We start from the raw sequence: 17,385 nt of genomic DNA, 5'->3' as shown, positions 1-17,385 counted from the left end.
CACCCTGGTCGTCATCAAATACCACTATAGCTACAGTGAGTAATTTAGGTGTTGTGTCTGGTGTTTCAGCAGGTTCGGTTACAATTACCTACCAGAATAACAATGGTTGTCAGCAAACAGCATCTTTTACAGTAAATACAATACCTGTTATAGGAGGAACATTAAGTACTTGTGTTGGATCAACCAGTATATTAACAGGTTCTGGAACAGCAGATGCAACTACACCCTGGTCGTCATCAAATACCACTATAGCTACAGTGAGTAATTTAGGTGTTGTGTCTGGTGTTTCAGCAGGTTCGATTACGATTACCTACCAGAATAACAATGGTTGTCAACAAACGGCTGTAATTGCAGTGAATGCTAAACCTTTAATATCCGGTATATCAAATCTCTGTGCCGGCACTACCACAAATTTAACAGGGTCAGGAACAGCAGCGGCTATTACACCATGGGCCTCCTCAAACAGCGCCATTGCAACAGTTGGTTTAACCGGACTTGTTACAGGAGTGGTTGCCGGTCCGGCTACGATTACCTATACGGATAATAATGGTTGTCAGCAAACGGCGTCAGTGGTAGTGAATGGTTTACCTACGGCTACCATTACTGCCAGTGGGCCTACTGTTTTTTGCGCCGGTGGTTCTGTAAATCTTACAGCATCGGGTGGCCTTACCTATAACTGGAGTACCGGCGTTGGCACATCGATTATTTCCGTGGCCAATAGTGGAACTTTCACGGTTACTGCAACGGATGGAAATGGGTGTAAAGGAACTTCGGCTGCTACTGTTGTTACAGTAAATGCATTGCCCACTGCTACCATTACCGCCAGCGGTCCCACCAGTTTCTGTGCCGGCGGATCAGTTGGTTTAACCGCCAGTGCCGGAGCCGCTTATGTATGGAGTACGGGGGCTACCACACAGTCTATTACAGTAAACAGTACTTCGTCTCCCACGGTAAGCGTAACAGATGTCAATGGTTGTACTAACCTGTCTGCATCCATAAATGTTACGGTAAATGCATTACCCACAGCTACCGTTAGTGCCAGCGGGCCAACCAGTTTCTGTGTGGGTGGGTCGGTTAGTTTAACCGCCAGTGCCGGAGCCGGTTATCTGTGGAGTACGGGTGCCACCACACAAACCATCAGTGTAAGCGGTTCCGGAACGCCATCGGTAAGGGTAACGGGCGCAAATGGTTGTACTGCAACATCTGCACCTGTAACGGTTACGGTAAATCCATTGCCGGTAGCTACCATCAATAATGGCAATGCAGTTTCTTTCTGTGTTGGCGGCACAGCAGATCTGACCGCGAGTGCCGGCAGCAGTTATCTATGGAGCACAGGTGCCACTACCCGAACCATCAGTGTTAGTACTCCGGGAGCAAGATCTGTAACTGTTACAGATGCCAATGGCTGCAGTGCTGTATCAGCTGTTACTAATGTTACGGTAAATGCATTGCCGTTGGCAACCATCAGTGCTGTTGGGGCCACTACTTTTTGCGCAGGTGGGTCGGTTAGTTTAACCGCGAGTGCCGCTGCCACCTATCTGTGGAGTACAGGTGCCACCAGCCGAACCATCAACATGAGTACATCGGGCAATCCAACGGTAACGGTTACAGATATCAATGGGTGCAGTGCTACATCCGCACCTGCCGCAGTAACCGTACATCCCTTACCCAATCTGGTTATTACCCATCCCGCTGCTGTTTGTGCGCCCGGCACGGTTAATCTTACCGCTGCGGCTGTAACAGCAGGCAGTACGGCCGGTACTGTATTCACTTACTTTACCGATGCGGCTACCAGTATTGCTTTTACCTCGCCCACTACTACCGGTGTGGCAGGCACTTATTATATTAAAGGAACCCTGCCAACCGGCTGCAGCAGTTCCGGGGCAGTAACGGTGGTCATTAATAATCCTCCTTCATTAACCACACAGAACCCCACGGCTGTTTGTGCGCCGCAAACAGTCAATCTTAGCTCGCCCGCTATTACACAGGGTAGCGATAATGGGTTGGTATATTCTTATTTTACAGATGCGGCACTTAGTACACCCCTGTTAAATCCCACTGCAGTGGGTAGTTCGGGTGTGTATTATATCAAAGCCAATGCACCCGGTTCGGCCTGCTCTGCTGCTTTGCCGGTAACGGTAACGGTGCATTCCATACCCACCGGAACCCTGCAAACACCGGCGGTGAATTATGTATGCAACGGTTCAACACTGCAACTGAATGCCACGGATGCGTTTGCTTACCAGTGGCTGTTAAACCAGACGCCCATTGCCGGTGCCACCAATGCGGTTTACGAGGCAGGCAGTGCAGGCGTATACTCGGTTCGTTTTATTTCGCAGGAGGGATGTGTGCGCGAAGCCACCAATACCCTGCGGATAGACCAACTGGTAAAACCGGTACTTCGTTTACAATTGAATAGTCGCTGCGTAGCAGCACCGATCAGCTTCAGTAATCTTTCAACCTATGCCAGTTCGGGCGGTGTAAACTGGTTATGGGATTTTGGTGATGGGGCATTGGCCAATACTTTCTCACCCACACATACCTACGCAACTGCCGGAAATTATACTGTTTCGCTCACGGCCAATAATCTATCCTGCCCATCTTTCACAGAAACGATCAGGGCGGCCATTTATATAGATTCTGCCAGGGTGCCGGTAAGATACCCCACTGTAAAAGCGGTGGCAGGAAAAACTTTTCCATTAACTGCCCGATCGCTGGGGGCATTGTACCGCTGGCAGCCGGCAACGGGATTAAACAGTACCAGCATACAATCGCCCATGGCCACACTGAACAACGATATCGAATACACAGTTACCATTACCAACAGTGCCAGTTGCACCACCACCGATACGGTAGCAGTGAAACTGGTATTTGATGGAAATATTTTTGTCGGAAATGGATTTACACCCAATGGCGATGGGGTTAATGACAGGTGTTATCCCATTCTGACAGGGGTTCGTTCATTGGTATATTTCAAGATCTATAACCGCTGGGGTAACCTGGTATTTCAAACCAATGATGCATCGCCACAGAATGGGTGGGACGGAAAATACAATGGCCGCTTACAACCCGTGGGTACCTATACCTGGATTGCAGAAGCGGTAGATGGTAATGGAAATATCATTAAACGAAATGGAAATGTATTGCTCATCAATTAAGTAAAATGAAAAAAAGATCCTGTAATTATTGGTTACTGTTGTTGTTGGCGGGTGTCGCTTTAGTGCGGCCCTCACTGGCACAGGATCCGCATTTCTCGCAATACTTCAGCTCGCCACTCACTTTTAATCCTGCTTTTACCGGGTATTTTGATGGGCAGCACCGGCTGGCACTCAATTACAGGAACCAATGGTCGGGCGTAGGAGATCCCTATATTACAGGAACCGTTTCTTTTGATACTAAGATCATGCAGAACCGGATTGGCCCGAATGATCGCTGGGGTTTGGGTGTACATGCTTTGTATGATAAAACGGCGGGAGGTATTTACCAGAGTAATTATCTCTCTCTGTCAACAGGTTTTCATAAAGGGCTGGATGCAACAGGTGATCAAAGTATTGGGATTGGTATACAGGCTACACTGGCAAGAAGCAGTATTGATTTTGGTAAACTCTATTTCAACAACCAGTTCAACGGTGATAATTTTGACCTGAGTATTCCCAGCGGAGAAACGATGAATAACCGTTCTGTGTCCTATGCAGATCTGAATGCCGGCATACTGTATAATTACAAAGATGAATCAGGTAACCGTTTTACGTTTGGTGCGGCTATGTACCATGTGCTGAAACCTAAACTGAATTATTTCAGTACTACCACCAGTACACTGGCTTCGAGATATACGGTACATGCCAGTGCCACGTTTCCGGTAAACGATCAGGATCAGCTTTTTTTCAGTGCCCACATGATGCAACAGGCGGGTGCCAGTGTTTATACTGCGGGTACAGCTTATGGATTTGCATTGGGTACTACAGAAACGGAATTGTACCTGGGTGCCTGGTTGCGGGCAAAAGATGCCCTGTACCCTTATGTGGGGTTACGTACACCTGCTTACCAGTTAGGACTGAGTTACGATATCACCAGCTCCGACATACAACGTCAGCAAAAAATGGCCGGCAGCCTGGAACTGAGTTTTCAGTACTTTTTTACGGAAGGGATCAGGAAAAAGGGAATACCTTGTTTTTTTTAGTTTGGAGTTGGGAGTTAGGAGTAACAACTTAGTGCTCCACTCCAGACTTCTTACAAGCTGATCACGCTATTGCTGCCGCCATATACATTTGGCTGCTCGCTGTCTGCGGTAGGGTCGTTTACCCAATCTGCGGCGTTAACGCGGTATTTGAATTCGTGTTGTGAATTTTTTGGGAGAGAAACATCTGTGCTGAAACTGCCATCTTTTTTCTTGCTCATGACAATGGCATTTTCCCAATCGCTGTTCAGTCCGAGGATCTCTACTGTTTCAGCGTTTTCAACGGTAAAAGAGAATTTTACTTTACAATAATCTTTGGTCTTGAAGTATGTTTTTTGTATCATTTTCAGGTTTTGTGTCTACCCCTTAATACCTTTTTCGGTAAAAAGTAACCCGCTGAATCCATTAATTCTGTTAAATCCTTTCTATTTCTTATTAATTCTGGTATAAATCTGCTGTAAAGAATATGGTTCAACAAGAGATATCTGCAAAGAAAGCTTATACGCAGGGGCACCTGATAAGAGTGTATGGCTGAAAAAGCACAAAACGGTTTCGGATGGCAGGTAGTTGCTGCCGGAAGTAAGTAACTGGTATTAAATAGCACAGGTAGCTTTTAAAGTAAAAGAAGACAGGTAATTATTCCTTAACAGTAGTTAGATATATTTGAGTCTTCTAACTCCCAACGGTTTATGAAAAGAATATTCCTGGTAAAAGCAATCCCCCAGTTTGTAGTCCTGTTTGTCCTGTGTACGATCTCAGTTCAGGCCCAGCAAACAGTAAATACATTACAGGTTCCCGGCAGAAACGCCTATTCAGCGATCAATGAAAAAGGCGTATCAGTAATACCGAGTGGCCGTTTTTTAACACCTGCCGGTGAACTGATCCGCATTACACACGATCCTTTCGGAATGGCGGTCTCGCCCGATGGCAAAAAAGCAGTAACCCTTCATAACGGCGTGTTTACGATCATAAATCTGGCTGATCTTAACCATACACGGGTTCCCGACTATGACAAAAAAATCAGTTCGCCTTTATCGCATGGCTCTTTTCTCGGCGTGGCTTTTGCACCGGATTCCCGCACGGTTTACCTGAGCGGCGGCGATAACGGGGCTGTTATTGTATATGATATTGAAAAACTGCAGCGTCTGGATTCCATCTCGCTCAACGGAACAGTGGGAAAGATCGATTTTGCAGATAGCTTCACTTCCGATTTATTGCTCAATAACGAAGAACTACTCGTGCTCGATCGTGCCAATTTCCGGATGGTCCGTTATAGTCTCACAGAGAAAAAAATCACGGCTTCTATCCCCGTGGGTCGCCAGCCATTTGGTTTATCCCTGAGTGCCGACAGGAAAATGGCCTTTGTGGCCAATGTGGGCATGTATAGTTACCCGCTTATTACCGGTGCTACCAAAGAGAATTATGATTCGATGGTAATATCACGCCATCCCTATGGCGATAATACCAAAGAATCCATTTACGGAACGGTGATCGATGGTAAAAAAATTCCCGGTGTGGGAAGCCCCTCTTCGCCGGAAGCAATGAGTGTATTCACCGTTGATCTTGGTACCAACCGCGTAATTGATAAATTCAAAACCGGTCACCAGGTAGGCGAAATGATCGAAGACCTGGAAGTGGTGGGTGGTGCCAGTCCTAATTCAATTGCCGTAGGCAACCAGTTTGCCTATGTAACCAATGCCACCAATGATAATATATCGGTAATCGATTATAAAAATCATCGCCTGCTTGGCCATATTCCCATCACCACCGATAAACGCATTGATCGATACCGCGGCCTCCTGCCTTTCGGTATTACACTGAGCAAGGATGAAAAAACTTTGTATGTGGCTCTGCTCGGTTTTAATGCCGTGGCAGTGATTGACGTAAACACCAGGCTCACCAAAGGACTGATACCCACTGCCTGGGGACCCACCAGGGTTCGGTTATCAGCAGATGAAAAAGAGTTGTATGTGATTACCTGTCGCGGACTGGGTGCCGGTCCCAACGGCGGTAAAAATTTTACTGCACCCCCGCAAGGAACCTATGTGGGCGATATACAGCTGGGTAGTTTTCAAAAAATACTCATACCGGGTAAAGAGGCATTGGCTGCTTACACGAAACAATCCATTGCCAACACGTTTCAGTCAGTGGCAGTTACCAGAGAACCTGGCAGTCCCTTGCCTGTTTTACCGGGCGAGGGTACCAGTCCGATCAAATACATTGTATATATCACCAAAGAAAACCGGACCTACGATGAAATGCTGGGCCAGTTGCCCAATGCCAAAGGAGATCCTACATTGGCCAGGTTCGGAGTAGATTGTGAATATACTTTTCCAGATTCGATGCAGGCCGAACTCCGTAACCTGAAAGTATCTCCCAATCACCATAAAGCCGCTAAAGAATTTGCTTTCAGCGATAATTTTTATTGCGATAGTGATGCGTCTATCCATGGACATCACTGGATGATGGGAGTGATCCCGAACGAGTGGGTAGAAACCAACTCAAGTGTAAGTAAAACAGCGAATATTTTTTCCAAAGCGCCCGGTCGCAGATTTCCCGGCTCAACCGGCAGTATGGATCCCGAAGATTTTGCTGAGGCCGGTGGTTTATGGGAGGCATTGGAAAGAAAAAAAGTTTCCTTCTACAATTTCGGCGAAGCCAACGAAACGGCACATGTGCGAGAAGAATGGTACGATACCGCCACCGGAGCCGCACATGGTGTAATGGTACCCATGCAGAAAGCCCTGTACAACAGAACCAGTACCAGTTATCCGGGGTATAATACCAATATACCGGATCAGTACCGCATAGACCAGTTTGAAAAAATCTTCACCCAAAAATGGATCAAAGGAAAAGAGCGGTTGCCCTCCCTGTTAACCATGCAGGTCCCCAATGATCATACTGCCGGCGTAAGGCCGGAAGATGGGTATCCTTACCGCCATTCTTTTGTAGCTGATAATGATCTTGCGCTGGGAAGGATCCTGCATTTCCTCTCCCGCACCCGCTATTGGAAAAATATGCTGGTGATTGTTACTGAAGATGATCCGCAAGGTGGGGTAGACCATATAGATGCGCACCGTTCGCTCTTACTGATGGCCGGACCTTATGTTAAACGCGGCCACGTAAGTAATACGCATGCCAATTTCGGCGCCATCTTAAAAACCATTTACAATATACTGGGTGTACCCTATGTGAACCAGTATGATGCTACGGCTTCTCTGCTACAGGATTTTTTTACGGCTACGCCGGATTATACACTTTATACGCTGGAGAAAAATGATGAAAGGATTTTCCAGGTAGACAAAGCCATGCAGAAATACAACCGTACCATTGATTGGCGCAAGATCCTGAAAGGACCGGAAATGGATAATACAGCCGAACAGAGAGCAGATCATTATAACCAGAAAAAAACGGTGATCAAATCGTCACAAGAACAATAACGGGTAACTCCCGCTTTGGTAAAAACAGGCAGAAAATTCTTTTTGCCTGTTTTTTTTTACCTTGTTGCCAGGAAACGTTTACCACTTCTTTTGGGTTATGCCAGACAATCGGAACAAATACGATGCGATAGTGATCGGCTCAGGTATCAGCGGTGGCTGGGCTGCCAAAGAGTTATGCGAAAAAGGCTTACAGACATTACTGATAGAGCGGGGAAGGAAAGTAGAACATATTAAAGACTATCCCACTGCCAATAAAGCACCCTGGGAATTGCCACACCGGGGAAATGTTACACAGACATTCAGGAAAAAGAATCCGCTGATCACACGTTCGGCTGGTTTTGGAGAGGACAACGCTCATTTTTTCATCGAAGACGCCATACAACCCTACGTACAGGAAAAACCGTTCGACTGGATACGTGGGTATCAACTGGGGGGGAAATCACTTACCTGGGGAAGAGCCTGCCAGCGCTGGAGCGATTATGAATTCACGGGCCCGCAACGTTTTGGATATGGTTTTGACTGGCCCATCCGTTACAAGGATGTGGCCAACTGGTATTCGCATGTAGAACGGTTTATTGGTGTATGTGGCAACAGGGATGGTATTGCATCCATGCCCGATGGCGAGTTTCTGCCACCCTTTGAGCTGAACTGTGTGGAGGAGTACCTGAAAGAAGTATTATACAAAGAGTTTGGCCGGCACCTGGTACATGCCCGCTGGGCGCATATCACAGAACCACAGCCCGTGCATCTGGAACAGGGCAGGGCGCAATGTTTATCGCGGAACCTTTGTATGCGGGGATGTCCGCTGGGAGGTTATTTCAGTTCGGTGTCCTCTACCATACCCTGGGCCTCCAAAACAGGGAACCTTACCATACTGACTGATGCTGTGGTACATTCTATCATCTACGATGAAACCCTGCAGAAAGCCAGATCGGTCCGTGTGATTGATGCTCATACAAAGGAGGTAACCGAATACAGTGCCCGCATCATTTTTGTCAATGCCTCTGCCCTGAATACAAACCTGATCCTGCTGAACTCTGTTTCTGATCGTTTCCCCAATGGACTGGGTAATGATTCCGGTTTACTGGGTAAATATATCTGTCATCATAATTACCGCGCCTATCTCAACGGGCGTATTGATGGTTATCGGGATCGGTATTTCTATGGACGTAATCCAACAGAAACCATTATTGCGAATTACCGTAACCTGGATAAAAAGGATACGGATTTTGCAGGAGGTTATACCACATTCGCAGGTGCCTATCGCGAGAAATTCGATACCACTACCACCAAGGAAACCATTGGTGCTGCTTTTAAAGAAGCCATGCAGGAGCCCGGTGGCTGGCATGTATATGCCTATATGCAGGGAGAAACCATTCCGAAAGCAGAGAACCATGTTCGTTTGAGTAAAGACAAGACCGATCCTTTCGGGATCCCGCAACTGGTTGTATCGGTTGGGTATGATGAGAACGATGATAAAATGGTGAAGGATTTTATAGAGCAGACCACTGCCATGTTCACCAGGGCCGGGGTGTATGACATTGTGGCCAATGACAATCATCAGCCGCCAGGACTGGATATTCACGAAATGGGTGGCTGCCGCATGGGGAAAGACCCTGCCACATCCCTGTTGAACGAGTGGAATCAGTTACATCATTGCCCAAATGTATTTGTAACCGATGGCGCCTGTATGACAAGCACTGGTAACCAGAGCCCTTCTATTCTATACATGGCATTAACCGCAAGAGCGGCTAACCATGCAGCAGCGCTGTTGAAAAAAGGACTTTTGTAAACCATTGAATCTTTCCAGAGAAATATTTTATCCTACATTCGTAACCATCGTTTTTAATACCTGCCATTTTGGAAAAAAGACAAGACTATATCAGCTGGGATGAATATTTTATGGGCGTGGCACTTTTATCGGCCCGCCGCAGTAAAGATCCCAATACACAGGTAGGTGCCTGTATCGTGAATGATAAAAACAAGATCGTGGGGGCGGGTTACAATGGACTGCCCATGGGTTGTGATGATGACCAGTTTCCCTGGGACAAACAGGGTGATTTTCTGGATACCAAGTATCCCTATGTATGTCATGCAGAGTTGAATGCGATCCTGAATAATATCGGTATGGACCTGCGCGGCTGTAAGATCTATACAGCGTTGTTTCCGTGTAATGAATGTACCAAAGCCATTATCCAGTCGGGTATCACTGAAGTGATCTATCTATCGGATAAATATGAGGGTACCGATCCGGCCAAAGCCTCGCGCAGGATGCTGGATACGGCGGGGGTATCTTACCGTAAAGTGAAAGCGACTATTTCGAGTCTGCTGCTCTCTTTCAACGAAGCAGATGTATGATCTCTGCACACAGCTAAACCATCTATATGAAAAAAATATTGTTTGCAAGCCTGCTGCTTTTTATCAGCCAGAATACTTCTGCGCAACACCCGGAAGCCAGACTGAAAGAACTGGGTATTACTCTTCCGGCCGTAGGTACACCTATTGCCAATTATGTAAAATGGGTGCGAACAGGGAATCTCGTTTTTTTATCGGGTCACGGACCGGAGGATAAAACCAAAGGGGGCTATATTACCGGTAAACTGGGGAAAGATCTCAGTATTGAAGAAGGGTATGCAGCGGCACGCCTCACCGGCATCTCCCTGCTTGCGAGCCTGAAAGCGGCCGTGGGCGATCTGTCTAAAGTAAAACGGATCGTAAAAGTATTGGGCATGGTAAACGGTACGGAAAATTTTGCGGATCAACCCAAAGTGATCAATGGTTTCTCCGACCTGATGGTAGCTGTTTTCGGCGATGCCGGTAAACACGCCCGCAGTGCGGTGGGCATGGCATCTTTGCCGATGAATATGGCAGTAGAAATAGAAATGGTAGTAGAGATAGAAAATTAAAAGAGGCCCGGAGGCCTCTTTTTGCAAATTTAGAAAGTAGCACCAACAGAGATAAAAAAGGTTCTGCCATCTCCCGGTAGTACACCTGGTCCCGGATAACCACCGGCACGCCTGGTAAAGTAACGGGTATCAAACAGGTTGTTCAATCCTGTTTTTACAGACAAACTTTTGGAAAATTTATACGAAGCAGTCAGATCTGTTACTGTATAGGCAGGGATCAATCCGTTCTGTGCATTGGCGGTAGGTGTTACCGTATTATTGGCGTCGCTGAAAGTTTCGCTGCTGTAACTTACCTGGCCGGTGAGGAGAAAAGCTTTGTAACCCGCCGTTATACCCAGGCGGAGAATATTTTTTGGTGCATTCTCTACCTGTTTGCCCTTGGTAGCGGCATCTTTGTGATCGTTGCTGTAACGTGCATCTGTATAACTGTAAGAAGCAAATACGAGCAGATCGGTTGTGTTGCTGGGGGCAAATGCTTTTACCGGATTGAACTCCACAAAACCCTCAAAACCTTTGCTGATGCTGTTACCAACGTTGGTAATTAAGCGGTAACTGGCACCGGCTGGTGTAACGGTACCAATCCGGTTCTGGTAAGAGAGATAATATACACTCACATCAAACTGAAGATAACTCTTTATTTTGCCGCGGTAACCCAGGTCAATATTGTATCCTTTGGCATCAGACAGATCAGGATCTACCACATCGGTACTCGGGGGTGCCTGCAGGTTGGCAAACTGGATAGGACGATAAGCCTGTGCATAGTTGGCATAAAACTCGGTTCCCTTGGTAATATGGTATTCACTACCGACACCTGCCAGCCAGAAACTTCTGCTCCGTTGAATGTTCTGCAGTTGTATAGGCGCGCCAGCAGTTGTAAATCCATTGCGTCCGGAAGCACTACCTTCCAGCCACTCGTAACGGATGCCCGGAATCAGTAATAACTGATCGCTGATGCGGAAGATATTCTCTGCAAAAGCCGCCAGGTTCCTGGAATCAAAACGGATATCGGTGGGATAGATATCTGCCACCCGCATATCATAGTTACTGCCCGTTGTTCCCTTACCATTGGATTGACGGAAAGTACTGCCTGTGTACAACCGGATCCCGCCAGAGAAAGTATGGTTCCTGTCAAACAGGGTGTAGTCTGTAATGATCCGGCTTTCCAATGCATAGTTCCTGTATTTATCGCCATTCAGCACACGGTTATTATAATTGCCGGTCGCAGGATTGATACTGTCTTTTACCGTAATAGCTGAAGTGTATCCCACACTGTTCCTGTTGCCGATAGTGGCGAATAGTTTGGTGTTCCAGCGGGTGCTGGCATTGATTTGGTAGTTGGCAATGATGGCAGGGGTGGTCCATGTAATATCAAACCAGTTACGGCTGCGTAAACTTTGGGTGGCATCCTGTGCAAACTGTGCATCAGTTAACCCGCCTGCCTGCTGACTGCGGATATGTGAACGCATGAGTTCGGCAGTGATGGAGAATCTGGGCGTAACATAATAGGTGATGGTGCCAAATCCGGCATCGGTATAATAACGGCTGTTTTCTCTCCATCCGTTACCATTACGATGATCGAAGAAAGTATAGTAGTGCACTTTTCCCTTTTTACCGCCAATGGCATTATAAGAGTTGAATAAACCATTACTACCTACGGTTTGCTGTGTTTCAAATTCAAAGGGTTTGTTGATCTCGCTGCCATTGCGTAGAATATAATTAACCATACCGCCAAACTGTGGACCGTATTGCAGCGAACCCTGACCGCGGATGATCTCTATTCTTTGTACACCCTGCAACTGCGGGTTATAATAGGCTTCAGGATAGCCAAAGGGATCGGCGGCAATATCATATCCATTCTGGCGGATATTGAATTCCCAGCTGCGGTTCGGGCTCAGTCCACGGGCAGCAATACCGATCTGGATCCCGCTGGGATCACTCTCCCAGATATGAATACCCGGCACTTTGGCCAGTACCTGCCGCATATTATTGGTTACTACATTGCCCTGCACATTATCGAGAACTACCAACGAGTTTTTTTTGCCTGCATAAATGGAAGTACCTACGATCTCAGGCATCTGCTGAATATCACTTTTACTGTTGCGGCCAACCACGGTAATATCCGGTAAGTTGTTGATTTTCAGTGTAAAACTATCGGTTTTGCTATTTGAACCACTTTGTGCTGGAAGGAGAGAGGGGAATAAAAAGGAAAAAATAAATATCCTTCGGAACATATCATAGAGTTTAGACCGCGAAGGTATTTTCGCGTATCCGGCCCCTTCTTCTCAATCGGGAAAAACACTTTACGAAAACAGGAAATATAAAACCGAATGGTTCCACAGGTTCATAACAATGTGAACGCAAATGCCCTGAAAACCAACAATCGTTAGTAGATTTACACTTGTAAAAATGGCTTGCCGCCCGGCAGCCATAAGTAAAGCCACCGGTAAAAGAAGGTACTATTGGGGGATATGCTTTTTTTTGAGGTGGTTTTTTGTTGCCCATTCATCTGCATGCTAAAGGCTGATTTTGCAGAAACTTCTTCCCATCCTTTCTTATTTCGTATTTTAAGTAACCAAACACTGCGTATGAAATCTGCCTGCCTGCCATTGCTCGCTTTCTTATTAGTTTGTATAGAAGTGAACGCACAGCCTCCCTTACCGGTAAACGACTGGCTGATCCATCCTGTTACGACAAAAGCAACGGTAAGGGAGCAGGGTAAATACCTGGAACTGGCTAATGGATTGCTTAAACGGGTGTTTTATATGGGCCCCAACCTGGCCTGTATTGATTATACCAATCTTAGCTCCGGTCAGCAATTGCTCAGAAGTATTGAGCCCGAAGCAAAAATCACCATCAATCAGCAAGTGTATGCAGTAGGTGGTTTACAGGGACGTAAAGAAAAAGCCTATCTTGTAAAAGGCAGCGAAACAGAACTTACTGCCGGACCAACAGATTTTATTTTCCGTGATTATACGGTTACTGCAGTAAAACCCTTCATTAACTGGAAACCTGGCACCTGGTTAACCAATTCGCATCAACCAACCGGTAAAGAAATACAATTCACTTTTGTGTCTGCTTTACCTGCCTTGCAAAGCATCAATATAGTGGTACATTATGCGTTGTACGATGGTATTCCACTGATGGCCAAATGGGTGTCTGTACACAACCAAAGCACAAATACAATTGTGGTAAACAGGGTGGTGAATGAAGTGCTCGGACTGGTAGAAGAAGAGAGTGCCGTAGTGGGGTCGCCGGAACAGATGAAAAAACAGCATGGTATTTATGTAGAAACCAATTATGCGTTTAACAATGCCATGCGGTATGATATCAGCGACCAGACCACACATTGGCAAACAGACAGTAACTATACTTCGCAGGTAAATTATAATTACCAGACACCCTGCCTGCTGGAAGTATATCCTGAAAAAGTGACTGGCGTTTCTCTAACACCGGATGGAACTTTTACGTCGGTCAGAACACATGAATTGCTGATGGATAGTTACGACAGGCAGCGGAGAGGTATGATGATCCGTAAAATGTACCGCACCATTGCACCATGGACCACACAGAATCCCGTTTTTATGCATCTCGTCAGTAAAAATGATGAAGAAGTAAAACGTGCCATCGATCAATGCGCCGCTACAGGGTACGAAGCAGTGATACTCAGTTTTGGCAGTCACCTGAACATGGAAGACAGCAGCCGCAACAATATTCTCCGATGGAAAACATTGGCTGAGTATGCCCGTGAGAAAAAAATACTGTTGGGAGGGTATTCTTTATTCAGCAGTCGCCGTATCAGCGATGAAGACGATGTAGTAGATGCAAGAACCGGTAAACCCGGTGGTGCTTTTTTCGGGAATGCGCCTTGTTTTGGCAGTAAATGGGGACTGGCTTACCGCAATAAGATAAAATATTTTTTTGCGCAAACCGGTTTTGCGATCTGGGAAAATGATGGTCCTTATCCAGGAGATATCTGTGCCTCTACCCAGCATCCCGGCCATAGCGGGCTGGAAGATTCGCAGTGGAAACAGATGGAGATACAGAAGGAATTATATCATTGGCTGAATGAAAGGGGGGTGTATATCAATGCGCCCGATTGGTATTTTCTGGACGGCACACATAAGATCGCACTGGGCTACCGCGAAGTGAATTTTTCATTGTCGAGAGACCAACAGAAGATACTCAACCGGCAGAATATCCATGATGGCACTATCGAGAAAACACCTTCGATGGCATGGGGTTTTGTGCCGCTTACCAAATACCAGGGCGGTGGACCGGAAGCCGTGCTGGAACCTTTGAGCGAACACCTTGCCGATTATGAACAACTGATGATGCAGTACTATGGTGCCGGTGTACAGGCCTGTTACCGCGGACCAAGGTTGTATGATACAGAAGCTACCCGTAAAATGGTCAGCAGGGTAATCAACTGGTATAAACAATATAGAAATATTCTCAATGCAGACATCATTCAACTTCGGCGGGCAGATGGCCGCGACTGGGATGGCTGGCTGCATGTTGACCCCGCGGGTAAAGAAAAAGGACTGATGATGCTATTTAATCCCACCCGGGAAACCATTACCCGTAAAATTAAACTGCCTTTGTATTATACAGGATTGTCCACGCAGGTTCGTATAACAGATGCAAAGAAGAAAACCACGCAACTGCCCTTGAACAGGGATTATACGGTTGATATCAGTTTTACCTTATTGCCCGGTGCTTACCAATGGTATGTGCTGGAATAGGAGCATCTTACTAAAGTTGGAACTGTTATCAGAAGCAATTAAACTGAACGAAAAATCTTCTGCTGTTACCTGCTTCCTGTTCCCGAAAATAACTGGTATATTTCGGTGTAAAAAGTGATGTGCCGGTAATGGTACCGGGCATACCGCCTGTACAAAAACGAATCATGAAAGAGCAAGCACTCAGAAGCCGCAACTGGTTTGGCCGCAAAGGCAAAGATGGATTTATCTATCGGGCCTGGATGAAAAACCAGGGTATACCCCAGGATATGTTTGAAGGTAAACCCGTGATCGGGATCTGTAATACATGGAGCGAACTCACACCCTGTAACGCGCATTTCCGCGACCTGGCAGAAGCGGTGAAAAAAGGGGTATTGGAAGCCGGTGGTTTTCCGGTGGAGTTCCCGGTGATGTCGCTTGGCGAAACACTGGTTAAACCCACGGCCATGTTATACCGAAACCTCGTGAGTATGGACGTGGAAGAATCGATCCGCGCCAACCCGGTTGATGGAGTGGTATTGCTTTGTGGCTGCGATAAAACAACCCCCTCGCTGGTAATGGGTGCCTGCAGTGTAGATATTCCTACGCTGGTGATCTCCGGAGGTCCCATGTTAAAAGGACATTGGAAGGGCAAAGATATCGGTACATCAGATGTATGGCGTTTTGATGTGGCGCATAAACTGGGACAGATTACACAGGAAGAATTTGTAGAAGCCGAAGCCTGTATGGCCCGCACACAGGGACATTGCGCCGTAATGGGTACCGCTTCTACCATGGCAGTGATGGTAGAGGCACTGGGTTTGTCTTTGCCCAATAATGCATCTATTCCGGCTGCCGATTCGCGCAGAAAAGTATTGTCGCAACTCTCTGGCAGAAGAATCGTGGAAATGGTGAAAGAGAATCTCACGCTTTCCAAAATACTTACCCGCAAAGCATTCGAAAATGCGATCATGGTGAATGCGGCCATTGGGGGCTCCACCAATTTTGTGATTCACCTGCTCGCTATTGCAGGCAGGATCGGCGTGGAGCTGGATCTGAATGATTTTGATACACACTCACAGGGCATCCCACTGCTCGCCAATATACAGCCCTCGGGAGAGAATTACATGGAAGACCTCTACTATTCGGGAGGATTACCGGCGGTGATCAAAGAAATGAAAACGATCATTCACAACGACGCCCTTACGGTAAATGGTAAAACGATGGGCGATAACTGTAAACAGGCTGAAGTGTATGATAGAAATATTATCAGTACGATGGAAGCTCCCTTCAAACCCGAATCAGGCATTATTGTGGTAAAGGGAAACCTGGCACCCGATGGCGCGGTGATCAAACCTTCTGCGGCGAGTACTTCACTACTGAAACATTCGGGTAAAGCAGTGGTGTTTGAAAATATTGAAGACTACCATGCCCGTATCGAAGATCCTGCTCTCGAGATAGATGCCAACAGTATTATGGTATTAAAGAATGTAGGTCCTAAAGGGTATCCCGGTATGGCCGAAGTGGGTAATATGGCTTTGCCCAAAAAACTGCTGGAGCAGGGGGTAACGGACCTGGTACGCATTTCAGACGGAAGAATGAGCGGTACCGGTTTTGGAACCGTGGTATTACATGTATCTCCGGAAGCTGCGGTGGGTGGCCCGCTGGCATTGGTAGAAAACGGTGATATCATTCATCTCGATGTAAGCAGCCGCAAACTGGAACTGGCAGTTTCTGAAGAGGAACTGGCTAAACGCAAAGCCAACTGGCAACTCAAAGAAAAAATGGAGACCCGTGGATATGTGCACCTGTACCAGACACATGTAGAACAGGCCCACCTCGGCGCCGATATGGATTTTCTGAAAGGAGGCTCCGGCAGCCAGGTTACCCGCGATTCGCATTAACATACTACCATCAGAGGCCAGCCCGCAAACAAAAATTTGCGGGCTGTTTGTTGCCGAAAAACCTGAACTTTGCTGTATGCAAATCTGGAAAAATATTATCAGCCGCCCTTCCTGAATGTACCTTACTGCAGTGTGAGGCCCGCCCTTTTCCACTGCCATCTTCCCAACCATTGATTGATCACCGTTATTGTAATGCCTCTTTTGTGATGTGTTAGAATAGCAACTTCTCTTACCCGTATG

At 46.7% G+C, this 17,385-nt stretch carries 10 protein-coding genes; 8 read left to right on the top strand and 2 right to left on the bottom strand.

Features of this window, described 5'->3' with window-relative positions:
- Nucleotides 1–3,158, top strand: a 3,158-nt coding sequence (locus tag AC1RNB_RS07505; protein ID WP_493082042.1) for an Ig-like domain-containing protein, incomplete at its 5' end; no start/stop codon positions are given.
- Nucleotides 3,159–3,163: 5 nt separating this feature from the next.
- The gene (locus AC1RNB_RS07500) at nucleotides 3,164–4,180 is read left to right on the top strand and encodes a PorP/SprF family type IX secretion system membrane protein (RefSeq protein WP_493082041.1); all 1,017 of its coding nucleotides are present in this window, start codon (nucleotides 3,164–3,166) and stop codon (nucleotides 4,178–4,180) included.
- 50 nt (nucleotides 4,181–4,230) lie between these two features.
- Here AC1RNB_RS07500 and AC1RNB_RS07495 read toward each other — a convergent pair whose 3' ends face one another.
- Entirely contained in the window at nucleotides 4,231–4,521 is a 291-nt protein-coding gene (locus tag AC1RNB_RS07495; protein ID WP_493082040.1) for an isoamylase early set domain-containing protein, read from the bottom strand.
- Nucleotides 4,522–4,866: 345 nt separating this feature from the next.
- On the opposite strand from AC1RNB_RS07495, the gene AC1RNB_RS07490 reads away from it, so the two are divergent.
- The 4 genes from AC1RNB_RS07490 (at nucleotide 4,867) to AC1RNB_RS07475 (ending at nucleotide 10,523) form a co-directional block, all read left to right on the top strand.
- Nucleotides 4,867–7,617 carry a bifunctional YncE family protein/alkaline phosphatase family protein gene (locus AC1RNB_RS07490; protein ID WP_493082039.1) on the top strand — a complete coding sequence of 917 codons (2,751 nt, stop codon included), beginning with the start codon at nucleotides 4,867–4,869 and terminating at the stop codon, nucleotides 7,615–7,617.
- A 97-nt stretch (nucleotides 7,618–7,714) separates the two neighbouring features.
- The gene (locus tag AC1RNB_RS07485; RefSeq protein WP_493082038.1) at nucleotides 7,715–9,409 is read left to right on the top strand and encodes a GMC oxidoreductase; all 1,695 of its coding nucleotides are present in this window, start codon (nucleotides 7,715–7,717) and stop codon (nucleotides 9,407–9,409) included.
- 68 nt (nucleotides 9,410–9,477) lie between these two features.
- On the top strand, nucleotides 9,478–9,975 hold the full coding sequence (locus tag AC1RNB_RS07480; RefSeq protein WP_493082037.1) for a deoxycytidylate deaminase: 498 nt from the start codon (nucleotides 9,478–9,480) through the stop codon (nucleotides 9,973–9,975).
- Between the two features lie 26 nt (nucleotides 9,976–10,001).
- Nucleotides 10,002–10,523, top strand: a complete 522-nt coding sequence (locus AC1RNB_RS07475; protein ID WP_493082036.1) for a RidA family protein — start codon at nucleotides 10,002–10,004, stop codon at nucleotides 10,521–10,523.
- Nucleotides 10,524–10,552: 29 nt separating this feature from the next.
- On the opposite strand, the gene AC1RNB_RS07470 is transcribed toward AC1RNB_RS07475, so the two are convergent.
- Nucleotides 10,553–12,754: a TonB-dependent receptor family protein gene (locus tag AC1RNB_RS07470; protein ID WP_493082035.1), complete on the bottom strand. Its 2,202-nt coding sequence runs from the start codon at nucleotides 12,752–12,754 to the stop codon at nucleotides 10,553–10,555.
- A gap of 354 nt (nucleotides 12,755–13,108) precedes the next feature.
- On the opposite strand from AC1RNB_RS07470, the gene AC1RNB_RS07465 reads away from it, so the two are divergent.
- Together AC1RNB_RS07465 and AC1RNB_RS07460 are read left to right on the top strand one after the other, a co-directional pair.
- Complete coding sequence (locus AC1RNB_RS07465) at nucleotides 13,109–15,265, top strand: alpha-galactosidase (protein WP_493082034.1); 2,157 nt, start codon at nucleotides 13,109–13,111, stop codon at nucleotides 15,263–15,265.
- A gap of 164 nt (nucleotides 15,266–15,429) precedes the next feature.
- Nucleotides 15,430–17,145 (top strand): IlvD/Edd family dehydratase, encoded by a 1,716-nt coding sequence (locus tag AC1RNB_RS07460; RefSeq protein ID WP_493082033.1) that lies wholly within the window; start codon nucleotides 15,430–15,432, stop codon nucleotides 17,143–17,145.
- Nucleotides 17,146–17,385: the final 240 nt, after the last annotated feature.

It is taken from the genome of Sediminibacterium sp. GW821-FHT12F12 (assembly GCF_058806635.1).
The sequence above is the reverse complement of the archived record's forward strand: the minus strand, read 5'-3'. Positions and strand labels throughout refer to the sequence as shown.